Raw genomic sequence first — 12,590 nt, 5'->3', positions numbered from 1 at the left:
AGGGGGAGGAATTATGGGAGTAATAGGCACAATATTTCTGTTCTATTTAATTATATCATATCTAGCTGGAGCCATAATTTCTGTGATTATATTACTTGAAAATAGAGATCCTGCAAAAACCATGTCCTGGTTATTGATGTTTATTATATTTCCAGGAATCGGTCTAATTGTATATGCTATTTCAGGTAGAAATATTAGAAAGCGAAAATTATTTAAGACTCAAAAACTAGCTAACAATATAAAAGAAAAGAAACTTTTTGATACGTTAGAAAAGATAACAGAAATCGTTGAACTAGAAAAAGAATCTATAAAGCAAAATAAGCTTTTAAGAGACGAAGAAGATGGTAGTTACAGAAAAAGAGTAATAAATATGCTTTTAAAGACTGGTATGTTTCCATTTACTAAAAATAATAAAGTAGATGTCTTTGTAGATGGAAATGAAAAGTTTAAAAGGCTTATAGAAGATATAAGAGAAGCAAAAGACCATATCCATCTAGAGTACTTTATTATCAAAGATAGTGATATAGGTAGGGTGTTAAAAGAAGAGCTTATAAAAAAAGCCAAAGAAGGAGTCAAAATAAGAATTTTATATGATGATGTAGGATGTTGGAGATTTTGGTTTAATAGAAAATTCTTCCGAGAAATGAGAGAAGTTGGTATAGAAATAGCAGCATTTTTACCTACAAAATTTCCTATAATAGGAGGAAAATTGAACTATAGAAATCATAGAAAAATTGTTGTTATTGATGGAATAATTGGATATACAGGTGGAATAAATATAGGAGACGAATATTTAGGCAAAGATGATAAGTTTGGGTATTGGAGAGATACTCACATTAGAATTAAAGGTATTTCTGTATATATGCTTCAAATGACATTCTTGATTGACTGGTATTATACAACAAAAGAAGTTTTAGTAACTAAAAATTATTTTCCAAGTGTTGGAAATGTAGGCGAAAGTATGATACAAGTTGTTGCAAGTGGTCCAGATAGTGATTGGGAAGATATTCATTATGCTTATTTTTCTGCAATATGCCAAGCTAGGCAAAATGTTTATATAGAAACACCGTACTTTATCCCAGATGAGAGTTTACTAAAAGCTATAAAAAGTGCTGCACTTAGTGGAGTAGATGTTAGAATAATATTTCCAAAAATTGCAGACCACAAGATAGTAAACATAGCATCCTATTCCTATTTTGAAGAAATATTAAGAGCAGGTGGTAAGGTTTATTTGTATAATAAAGGATTTATACATTCTAAAGTCGTAATAATAGATGATAAAATTGCTTCTGCAGGGACAGCTAATATGGATTTAAGAAGTTTTATGCTTAACTTTGAAGTAAATGCATTTATCTATGATGAAGAAGTTATTGGAGTAATGACAGATGATTTCTTTGAAGATTTAAGTCACTGTGAAGAACTTAATCTGGAGGTATTTAAGAATAGAAGTATTATACAAAAAATTAAAGAATCTGTAGCCAGATTATTTTCACCAATATTATAAAAAATTATTAAAAAAGGTATTGAAAATTATGTGTGATTGGTATATTATAATAATTGTTAGCACTCTATTGAATAGAGTGATAATAAATAAAAAGTATATATATAAATCTACATATAAAAGTAGTATTAATTTAAAAATAACTAAAAACATAGGCGAACTAGTCTATACTTAATATTTTAGGAGGCGTAAAGAATGAAAATAAGACCATTAGCTGACAGAGTAGTAATTAAAAAAGTAGAAGCAGAAGAAAAAACTGCAAGTGGAATAGTTTTACCAGGAGCAGCTAAAGAGCAACCTCAAATAGCTGAAGTTGTAGAAGTTGGACCAGGTGGAATAGTTGAAGGAAAAGAAATAAAAATGGAATTAACAGTAGGAGATAAAGTTATATTCCAAAAATATTCTGGAACAGAAGTTAAGATAGAAGGACAAGAGTATACAATACTAAGACAAAGTGATGTATTAGCTGTTATTGAATAAATATAGAATAAGTTTATTAGGAGGGGTTTAAAATGGCTAAAGAAATTAAATTTTCAGAGGAAACAAGAAGAGCTTTAGAAGCTGGTGTAAATAAATTAGCAGATACAGTAAAAGTAACATTAGGACCAAAAGGAAGAAATGTTATATTAGATAAAAAATTTGGTTCTCCACTTATAACTAATGATGGTGTAACTATAGCAAAAGAGATAGAGTTAGAAGATAGATTTGAAAATATGGGTGCTCAATTAGTTAAAGAAGTTGCAACAAAAACTAATGATGTAGCTGGAGATGGTACTACAACTGCTACAGTTTTAGCACAAGCTATAATAAGAGAAGGTTTAAAAAATGTAACAGCAGGGGCTAACCCAATATTATTAAGAAAAGGGATACAAAAAGCAGTAATAGTAGCAGTAGAAGAATTAAAAAATCAATCAAGAATAGTGGAAACACAAGAAGCTATATCTCAAGTTGCTTCTATATCTGCTGGAGATGAAGAAGTTGGAAAATTAATAGCAGAGGCTATGGAAATAGTAGGGAAAGATGGAGTTATAACTGTTGAAGAATCTCAAACTATGAATACTGAATTAGATGCTGTTGAAGGTATGCAGTTTGATAGAGGATTTGTTTCTGCATATATGGTTACAGATGTAGATAAGATGGAAGCAGTTTTAAATGACCCATATATATTAATTACTGATAAAAAGATATCTAACATACAAGAATTACTACCAGTTCTTGAGCAAATAGTTCAACAAGGTAAAAAATTATTGATAATAGCTGAAGATGTAGAAGGTGAAGCATTGTCTACATTAGTAGTTAATAAATTAAGAGGAACATTTGATGTAGTAGCAGTTAAAGCTCCAGGATTTGGAGATAGAAGAAAAGAAATGCTTCAAGATATAGCAATACTTACAGGTGCTCAAGTAATATCAGAAGAATTAGGTTATGATTTAAAAGAAGCTGATTTATCTATGTTAGGTAGAGCTTCATCTGTTAAAGTAACTAAAGAAAACACTACAATAGTAGATGGTTCTGGAGATAAAAAAGCTATAGAAGATAGAGTAGCTCAAATTAAACATCAAGTAGAGCAAACTACTTCAGATTTTGATAGAGAAAAACTAATGGAAAGATTAGCTAAGCTTGCTGGAGGAGTAGCGGTTATAAAAGTTGGGGCTGCTACAGAAGTGGAGTTAAAAGAAAGAAAGCTAAGAATAGAAGATGCTCTTAATGCAACTAGAGCAGCAGTAGAAGAAGGAATAGTAGCTGGTGGAGGAACTGCTTTTGTTAGTGTTATACCAGCAATAGGCACACTAGTTGATAGTTTAGAAGGAGAAGTTAAACTAGGTGCTCAAATAGTTAAAAAAGCATTAGAGGAGCCATTGAGACAAATAGCTATAAATGCTGGTCTTGAAGGTGCTGTAATTGTACAAAATGTTGTTAATTCTGAAGCAGAAACTGGATTTGACGCATTAAATGAAAAATATGTAAATATGATAGAAGCTGGTATAGTTGACCCAACTAAAGTTAGTAGAAGTGCTTTACAAAATGCTGCATCAATAGCAGGTACTTTCTTAACTACTGAAGCTGCTGTTGCTGACCTTCCTGAGAAAGAAGATGCAGGAATGCCAGGAATGGGTGGCGGAATGCCAGGAATGATGTAATTTAAAAAATTTAGAACATAAATCTTAATATAAAGAACTATTCTGACTTAGTTTTAATTTCTAAGTTGGAATAGTTCTTTTATGTATAAGTAATGTTACATAAATACTAATTGAGGTATAATTGTTATTAGATAAAAAATCAAAATTAAAAAGGATGCGAGATTATGGACTTAAGAAAGTTGCTTGAAGAAGTTAAAAATGAGAACATAGATATAGATGTTGCATTAGATAGATTAAAAGATTTACCATATGAAGACCTTGGCTATGCAAACATAGACCATCATAGAGAACTAAGAAATGGATATCCAGAAGTTATTTATTGTGAAGGAAAGAGTGACGAACATATTTTAGGAATTATTGATAAAATGAATCAAAAAGGCTCTAATATATTGGGGACAAGATGTAGAAAAGAAACCTTTATAAAAATTAAAGAAATATATAATCATGCTGAATATGAAGAGTTATCTAAAATTCTCAAAATTCAAAATCATGCTATAGAGAATATAGGAAAGGGCAAAATTGTGATTGCTACAGGAGGAACTTCTGATATACCAGTAGCAGATGAAGCATATTATACAGCTAAATTTCTGGGTAATGATGTTGATAGAATCTATGATGTAGGCGTGGCAGGCATACATAGGCTTTTAAATAAAAGACATAAAATAGATAGTGCTAGAGTAATAGTGGCTGTTGCAGGAATGGAAGGCGCTCTTGCAAGTGTAGTTGGAGGATTGGTTGATGTCCCAGTAATAGCTGTCCCAACTTCTGTTGGATATGGAGCAAATTTTGGAGGGTTAGCAGCATTGCTGGCTATGTTAAATAGCTGTGCATCTGGAATATCTGTTGTAAATATTGATAATGGATTTGGCGCAGGATATTTAGCGGCAATGATAAATAAGCTATAATAAATAAAATATATTGATATAAATTAAACATAAATTATATAATAAAATCTAATTTCTATTATATTTTACTATTAAAATTGAGGAGACATATATGAGTGAAAAAATACTTTATTTTGATATAATAAGCGGTATATCAGGGGATATGACCCTTGCAAGTTTATTAAATTTAGGTGTGCCTAAGGAAATTTTTTTGGAGGAAATTCATAAACTAAAAATGAGCGATGAATTTAACATAAACATCAGCTCAAAAAATGAGAATGGAATAGTAGGTACAAAAGTAGAAGTAATTACAAAAGAAACACACACACATAGAAATTTAGTGGATATATTTGAGATTATAGATGAAAGTGGTCTAAATGAAAATGTAAAATCTAATGCAAAAAAAATATTTATGGTAATTGGCGAAGCAGAGGCTAAAGTTCATGGAACTACAATAGATAAGATACATTTTCATGAGGTAGGGGCTATAGATTCAATTGTGGATATAGTAGGAGCTTCTATATTAGTTGATTTACTTTGTATAGATAAAGTTTGTGCTAGTACAGTGACTGTTGGTTCAGGTTTTGCAAAATGTGAGCATGGAATTATACCTATACCTGCACCTGCAACTATGGAAATTTTAAAAGGTGTGCCAATTAAATTAAATAATGTAAAAGGAGAATGTACAACTCCAACAGGAGCTGCAATCATAAAAGTTTTATGTGATGAGTTTGTAGATGAGTTTGAATTTTCTCCAAAACAAATTGGATATGGTATAGGTCATAAGAAATTTGAAGTACCAAATATGTTGAGAACTGTATTAGGTGAAAAAAAAAAGAAGAATTAATTTATGAAATTAGTGCAAACATTGATGATATGTCTTCAGAAATCTATTCTTATTTGTATGAAAAAGTATTAAATGAGAAAGCATTAGATATTTATACAGAGAGCATTTATATGAAGAAGAATAGACCTGCAACAAAAGTATCAATTTTATGTAATGAATCAGATTTAGAAAAATTTATTAAAATATTACTTTTAGAAACTAGCACATTTGGAGTGCGATATAATTTCTACAATAGAGAAATTCTAGATAGAAAATTTGTAAAATTGGATACAAAATATGGAGTAGTTACAGTAAAATTAGGATATTATAAAGATAAACTAATAAAGGCTACTCCAGAATACAATGAATGTAAAACTATAGCAAAAAATGAAGATATTCCTATAAAAAAAGTGTTTGCTGATATAAATTTTAGAATAAAAGAAGAATTTAGTGAAAACTTATTGACATAAGCAATAAATTTTGATAAATTAATACTCAGCTTTATTAAATAAAAGCAAACAGAAAAAAATATATAAAATATAAACTCACTCGTATATGCTCAGAAATATGGTCTGAGAGTCTCTACCAAGATACCGTAAATATCTTGACTATGAGTGAAATTATTATACCAAAAGACCTAGTTAAGTAAATGTGTAGGCTGAGTTATACTCCCTATGTGTTGGCTATAAGATAAAGGGCATTTTGGAAGCCTGTATAGTAATTTCACTTTTGTTAGAAATTATGGAAGTTACTATACAGGTTTTTTGTGTAAAAAGATTTAATATAATTTAGACTGTATTGTGTTAAAATAAATATATAAAAACTATATTATACAAGGAGAGATGTAAATTTATGAAACATGAATTAGTACTTGTAATAGATTTTGGAGGACAATATAATCAGTTGATAGCTAGAAGAGTTAGAGAAAACAACGTATATTGTGAAATACTTCCATGTACTGCAAGCATAGAAAGAATAAAAGAAAAAAATCCTAAAGGGATAATATTTACAGGTGGACCAAATAGCGCATATTTAGAAGATTCACCAACAATATCAAAAGAAATATTTGAACTAGGAGTTCCAATACTTGGAATATGCTATGGTATTCAAATAATGTCTCATGTCTTAGGCGGAGTTGTAAGAAAAGGTAATAAACAAGAAAAAGAGTATGGAAAAACGGCTATAACTTATGGAAAATCATCATTATTTGAAGGTATAACTACAAATAGTGTATGGATGAGTCATACAGATTTAATAGAAAAAATTCCAGAAGGATTTAATATAGTTGCAAATACTAACGATTGTCCAGTAGCGGCTATGGAAAATGTAGAACAAAACTTATATGGAGTTCAATTCCATCCAGAAGTAGAACACTGTTTAGAAGGTGATAAGATACTTACAAATTTCTTATACAATATTTGTAAGGTAAAAGGTGACTGGACTACAGATTCATTTATAGAAGATAAGATAAAAGAATTAAAAGAAAAAATAGGTGATAAAAAAGCTTTATGTGCTTTAAGTGGAGGAGTTGATTCTTCTGTTGCTGCAGTTCTTATTCATAGAGCAATTGGGGACAATTTAACTTGTATATTTGTTGACCATGGATTACTTAGAAAAAATGAAGGAAATGATGTAGAAAGAATATTTAGAGAAAAATTTGATATAAATCTAATAAGAGTTAATGCAGAAGATAGATTCTTATCTAAGTTAAAAGGAGTATCTGAGCCAGAAGCTAAGAGAAAAATAATAGGTGAAGAATTTATAAGAGTATTTGAAGAAGAATCAAATAAATTAGGAAAAATGGATTTCTTAGTTCAAGGAACAATCTATCCAGATGTTATAGAAAGTGGACATGGAAATGCTGCTACAATAAAATCTCATCACAATGTTGGTGGAATTCCAGAAGATGTAGACTTCCAAGAAATTGTAGAACCATTAAGAGAGTTATTTAAAGATGAAGTTAGAAAAATAGGATTAGAGCTTGGTATAGAAGAAGGATTAATCTTTAGACATCCTTTCCCAGGGCCAGGTTTAGGAATAAGAGTTATAGGTGATGTAACTAAAGAAAAATGTGACATCTTAAGAGAAGCTGATGCTGTTTATATGGACGAGCTTAGAAAAGCAGGTCTATATAGAGAAATATGGCAAGCTTTTGCAACATTACCAGATGTTAAAACTGTTGGAGTTATGGGAGATGAAAGAACATATGCTTATCTAGTTGGTTTAAGAGCAGTTACTTCTTCTGATGGAATGACTTCTGACTGGTATAAGATGCCTTATGATGTATTAGAAAGAATTTCTAATAGAATAATAAATGAAGTTGATGGAGTAAATAGAGTAGTTTATGATATAACTTCTAAACCACCAGGGACTATCGAGTGGGAATAATAAATAAAAAAGCTATAAACTTTGTAATTACAAGGTTTATAGCTTTTTAAATTTATCTAATAATAAACTTACCTAGACTTGTTTATCTATATTAATCAAATTTATTTAAATAATAGATTTTCAAATCCTTTTATTATTTCTTCGATTTCATAACTACTTAATTTATAATAAATTTGTCCAGATTTTTTTCGATATTGACCAAGTTTAATTGTAGTAGAACTAATATATGATATTAAAATTTTTTACTATAAGATTATTTAAATGTAGATAAAACTAAAAAGGTCTTTCTAGAAAATAAAACCTACCTAATTATACTTACTTACCAATATCATCACCTGATGTAGGCAAGATTCTACCACATTTTCTCCGTACTCTAGTATAAAATCATCTAGTTGTGTATCTATAAAATCACAATAATCATATGGACTACCAATATAAGCAGTCAATATATGTGTACATCTATCCATTTTATCTCCAAACATAATATATTTATCCCCCTAAAAAACTTTCATGAAAAACAAAAAGAATATATCTTTTTGGCAACTGGCTGACATAACTTATAATTGATTTTATAAGTCTTAGTCCCTATAGCTTTGCGTCACTAAATTTCTCTAGCTTTGCCGATTTAGTTTTATTCTACAACTACAATAATACAACAGAATTAGTTATTATTCAACATGATTATTTGAAAATTGAATAAATTTATGCATATTAATGTTATTTTACTTCAAAAAATGGACTAGACGTATTGATTAAGTTAAATTGAGAAGATGGCATAAATTAGAGTAAATAGAAGTAGTTAATAAATTAAGTAGATAGAAATTAGGTAATTCTGGGATATATTGTAGAGGAGATGAGCTAAACTTGACAGTGATAAGCATATAAATTATACTTATTAGCAACGATTGGATAATGTTGAAAACGATATTAAGTAAGATAAGATAAAGGAGATTGGATATGAAGTTATCAAGTTTTTTATTTTTTAACATTTTATGTATATGAAAATAAATATGATTTCTGTACATAATGTATTAATATTAATACTATAGAATAACTTGGTAGTTAGTATATTAAAATGAATATTTTAGAATATGGAGGGATTATGAAAAATAAAACAATTATAGTAGTTACTTTTCTATTTGCAGCACTTATGTCTGGGTGTGCCTCAAAGAAAACAACAGAAATAAATGTGTTAGCGACTACTGATTTACATGGTGTGATACCTTATGAATTAACTTCTTATGTAAAAGAAGAAAGAGAAAAAGATAAAAATCTAACTTTAGTAGATGCTGGAGATTTTTTTGATAGTGGGGAAGTATCAGGTAGCAGTATGAATGATTATTTTAGCGCTAGACAAAAAAATAATGATGGAGGTTCTGAAAGTTATATTGAAACACCTATTTCAAAAGATATGAAAGAAGTAGGTTATGATGTTGCAGTTCTTGGTAATCATGAATTCATATCTAATAATAAATTCTATTTAGATAATATGATATCTGATTTTGAAAAACAAAAGATAAATATATTATCAGCAAATACGTATAATAAAAATGGAGAAAATTATACGAAACCATACATAATAAAAAATATTAATACGCCTGAAGGAAATGTAAAGCTTGGGATTTTAGGGCTTACTATAAAAGAAGTTGGTGAGAGAAAACAATGGAAAGATGGAGCGCTTGTAGATACTAAATCATTAGAGTTAAAAGACCAAGAAGGATATAATGGTGAACTGTATATGAATGATTTGGTAGAAGATGCTAAAAAATGGGTTAATATAATGAAAAAAGAGAAACCTGACATCATAGTAGCTGTTGCACATACAGGTGAAAAACCTAAAAAACCTAGAAACCCAGGAAATAGAATACAAGACTTAGCGCAACAAGTTGATGGAATTGATGCTATAGTTGCTGGACATAATCATGTTCAAATTGAGCAGCATGATTATAAAAATGAATCAGGGGAAAATGTTATAGTTACTGAACCAGGGAAACATGGAGAATGTATTTCTAAGATTAATTTTAAATTAGAGAGAAATAATGACAAATGGAATGTGATTGATAAAACTAGTAAATTAGTTAAATTTGAAAAAAATCAAGAAGATGAAAAATTTGGAGAGTTCATTTCTTCAGTTAATAAAGTCAGTAAAGATAAGAGCGAGATAAGATTATCAGAAGTAACGACTCCTGAATGGGATAAAATATATGTTTTTAAATCTGGGACATCTGCAGAGGATATATATAAAACAGTAGGATATAAATGGAGGAATATATCATCTCCAAAGGGTGATGGCATGGTACAGATTGTTGTAATGAACAAAGATAAGCCTGTTACCTATCTATGTGCAGAATCTGAAGTTATGCCACTTAATATAAAATATGATGAATCAGAGTATAAAGATAATGTTGTGACTATTTATCCTAACAAAAACGATAAGTTTAGAGTTGAGAGAGGTAAAAAAGAATATATTATTAATTTAAAACATATACAATAGAGACTATCATCTTATTTCAGTTTAGATGATGTCTAAAATAAAGTGTGTATTTATTCTAGATAATGATGATAATTAAAATATCACAATATCAAAGAATAGTACACACTTTTTTCATTTAACAAAAATTGATGTTAAGAAATTAAATCTTTAAACTAAAGTATATTGGTTATATTGTCTAATATTATTTTCAAAGGTTGTGTGATATTTTTATCTTTATGTAAGATTGCTAACATTTTATTTTCCATATCTGTACCATTTAATTTAATCAATCGTAATTTATTATGTAATAGAGAATCTGATAATAAATTTTCTGGTAAAATGGTTATACCTAATCCTGCCTCTGCGGCTTTAATAAGTGCAAAAGAATTAACACTTTCCCAAACGGGATAAGCCTTTTGGTTGGAAAGAGATAATACACTATCTAAAGTATCACGAATAGCACTTCCTTTTTCACGCAACAACAATGGAAACGTGCATAATTGGTGTAGAGATATTACATGTTCTGATAAAGGAAAAGTTGGAGCACATGCAACACATAATTTATAGGAGCCTAATAGAATTGTGCGAAATGCCCCTTGTGGTTCTATACCTTCCCAAAAAGCTATATCGGCTTCTCCACTTTTTAAAATGTCCATAGCTGAATTAGCACTTTCAACACGTACATTCACTTTAAGAGATGGAAATGAATTCTTCAATCGACTTAAGATTGGTGGAAGTAAAAAAGAAGCAATTGTAATGCTAGATACAATATTTATGGGTGTACTTTCCTCTAAATGGCTAATTCTTTTATCTAAATTGCGACAAGCGGTTAGTATACTGCGTGCTTCTTCTAAAAGAGAAATACCACAACTAGTCAAACATACTCCTCTTGGAAATCTATCAAATAGTGCCGTGCCAGCCTGTTGTTCAAGTTCAGCTATAGCATGAGATACTGCAGATTGTGTAATATGTAATTTTTTTGCAGCACCTGTGAATGTTCCTGTTTGCTCAATTGCTTCTAAAATCTCTAAATATCTTATGTTCATAATAAATATCCTCACTAGACATGAATAAAATTAATTGATTCTATTAAATTCTATCATTTTACAGATTGCAGGGCAAGAGATATACTAAATAAGAGAAGGAAGAAAGAAGGAGGTAGATTTTGAAGAAAAGTGAAAAACCATATTTTTGGCTTCTAACTATCAATTTATTCATTAGTACATTCACTTTTGGAGGGGGGTATGTAGTTGTACCTATGGTTAGACGTTATTTTGTAAAACAGAAGCAATACTTTACAGAGGATGATTTGATGGGTATGGCTGCAGTTGCACAATCAACTCCTGGAGCAATTGCAATCAATTTATCTGCTTTGGCAGGTTATCGAGTAGCAGGTACTTTAGGAGCTGTTATTAGTTGTATATCTGCTATAATACCCCCACTTGCTATTCTTGGATTAGTATCAATATTTTATACAACTTTTATATCCAATGCCATCGTTAACGCAGTATTAAAAGGAATGCAGGCTGGTGTTGCTGCACTAATCGTGGATTTGATTGTTGACATGTGTTCTATGATACTAAAAGAAAAATCTATATTTTTATCAGTTATGATACCTGTCACTTTCTTTGCAAATTTCATTATGGGTATAAATGTAGCTCTCATATTATTTGTTTGCTGTTGTGTGTGTATAGTGAGAGTGTTCTGCAAGAAGAGGAAAAATAAATGAATATAATTTGGAACTTATTTCTCATATTTTTAAAAATAGGATTGCTTAGTATTGGTGGTGGTTATGCAATCATACCTTTAATTCAAGAGCAAGTAGTAAGTCAAACTGAATGGATAAGCGAAAAGATGTTTACAGACATTATAACTATTTCACAGATGACACCAGGTCCATTAGCTGTTAATACTTCTACTTTTGTTGGACTTCAAATTGGAGGTCTATGTGGAGCTATTGCGGCTACCTTAGGTTGTGTATTGTGTGGAGTAGTGATATCTCTATTTTTATATAATTTTTTTCAAAAGCACCAGAATTCTACTTACATATTTGAAGTGTTAAATGGTCTAAAGTCAGCATCATTAGGTTTAATTATTTCAGCCGCAGCTACAATTATAATACTTGCATTATTTGGGACAAGTACATTAGATATCAACTCTATACTTAATAAATTAAATTGGGTTGCATTAATGATATTTTGTGTTATGTTATTGATAGTGCGTAAATGGAAAATCAATCCTATCATAATCATGCTAATAAGTGGTATAGTGGGGATATTTTTTTATTTGTAATGTCATCACTCAAACACAATATACAAGTTTAGTGTTTGGGTGAGTTCTCGTATATATGTAACAATGTAATTTAAATCTTTTTCAT

10 protein-coding genes, 1 pseudogene and 2 riboswitches are annotated in these 12,590 nt (G+C 29.7%); of the genes and pseudogenes, 9 read left to right on the top strand and 2 right to left on the bottom strand.

Translation table 11 applies throughout. The annotated features are described in order from the left end of the window. Positions 1-13: 13 nt before the first annotated feature. From cls to guaA, 6 genes and pseudogenes are all read left to right on the top strand, one after another. Complete coding sequence (gene cls / locus Q3304_RS07830) at positions 14-1,504, top strand: cardiolipin synthase (protein WP_054268758.1); 1,491 nt, start codon at positions 14-16, stop codon at positions 1,502-1,504. A 192-nt stretch (positions 1,505-1,696) separates the two neighbouring features. Continuing rightward, complete coding sequence (groES, locus tag Q3304_RS07825) at positions 1,697-1,981, top strand: co-chaperone GroES (protein ID WP_003420907.1); 285 nt, start codon at positions 1,697-1,699, stop codon at positions 1,979-1,981. A 32-nt stretch (positions 1,982-2,013) separates the two neighbouring features. Next, positions 2,014-3,642: a chaperonin GroEL gene (groL, locus tag Q3304_RS07820; RefSeq protein ID WP_054275615.1), complete on the top strand. Its 1,629-nt coding sequence runs from the start codon at positions 2,014-2,016 to the stop codon at positions 3,640-3,642. A gap of 164 nt (positions 3,643-3,806) precedes the next feature. Continuing rightward, positions 3,807-4,547, top strand: coding sequence for a nickel pincer cofactor biosynthesis protein LarB (gene larB / locus Q3304_RS07815; RefSeq protein WP_054268761.1), 741 nt, complete (start codon positions 3,807-3,809; stop codon positions 4,545-4,547). Positions 4,548-4,638: 91 nt separating this feature from the next. Next, positions 4,639-5,822 (top strand): annotated as a pseudogene (gene larC / locus Q3304_RS07810) (nickel pincer cofactor biosynthesis protein LarC). A 59-nt stretch (positions 5,823-5,881) separates the two neighbouring features. Then, positions 5,882-5,983: riboswitch (purine riboswitch) on the top strand. A gap of 221 nt (positions 5,984-6,204) precedes the next feature. Further along, positions 6,205-7,740, top strand: coding sequence for a glutamine-hydrolyzing GMP synthase (gene guaA, locus Q3304_RS07805; protein WP_407813950.1), 1,536 nt, complete (start codon positions 6,205-6,207; stop codon positions 7,738-7,740). Between the two features lie 305 nt (positions 7,741-8,045). Here guaA and Q3304_RS07800 read toward each other — a convergent pair whose 3' ends face one another. Continuing rightward, complete coding sequence (locus Q3304_RS07800) at positions 8,046-8,222, bottom strand: hypothetical protein (protein WP_021382611.1); 177 nt, start codon at positions 8,220-8,222, stop codon at positions 8,046-8,048. 53 nt (positions 8,223-8,275) lie between these two features. Beyond that, a riboswitch (cyclic di-GMP riboswitch) is annotated at positions 8,276-8,372 on the bottom strand. A 470-nt stretch (positions 8,373-8,842) separates the two neighbouring features. Between Q3304_RS07800 and Q3304_RS07795 the strand changes: the two genes are divergently transcribed. Further along, positions 8,843-10,234 (top strand): metallophosphoesterase, encoded by a 1,392-nt coding sequence (locus Q3304_RS07795; RefSeq protein WP_407813949.1) that lies wholly within the window; start codon positions 8,843-8,845, stop codon positions 10,232-10,234. Positions 10,235-10,386: 152 nt separating this feature from the next. On the opposite strand, the gene Q3304_RS07790 is transcribed toward Q3304_RS07795, so the two are convergent. After that, on the bottom strand, positions 10,387-11,259 hold the full coding sequence (locus tag Q3304_RS07790; protein WP_407813948.1) for a LysR family transcriptional regulator: 873 nt from the start codon (positions 11,257-11,259) through the stop codon (positions 10,387-10,389). A 116-nt stretch (positions 11,260-11,375) separates the two neighbouring features. Here Q3304_RS07790 and Q3304_RS07785 point away from each other — a divergent pair, with 116 nt between their 5' ends. Together Q3304_RS07785 and Q3304_RS07780 are read left to right on the top strand one after the other, a co-directional pair. Then, complete coding sequence (locus Q3304_RS07785; RefSeq protein ID WP_407813951.1) at positions 11,376-11,942, top strand: chromate transporter; 567 nt, start codon at positions 11,376-11,378, stop codon at positions 11,940-11,942. After that, positions 11,939-12,505, top strand: a complete 567-nt coding sequence (locus tag Q3304_RS07780; RefSeq protein ID WP_407813947.1) for a chromate transporter — start codon at positions 11,939-11,941, stop codon at positions 12,503-12,505. Before Q3304_RS07785 ends, Q3304_RS07780 begins: the two co-directional genes overlap by 4 nt. The last annotated feature ends 85 nt before the right edge of the window (positions 12,506-12,590 follow it).

The sequence above is a fragment of the Clostridioides sp. GD02377 genome, from assembly GCF_045899875.1.
GTDB classification, from domain to species: Bacteria; Bacillota; Clostridia; order Peptostreptococcales; family Peptostreptococcaceae; genus Clostridioides; species Clostridioides difficile_A.
This window is presented reverse-complemented; position numbering and strand designations above follow the sequence as displayed.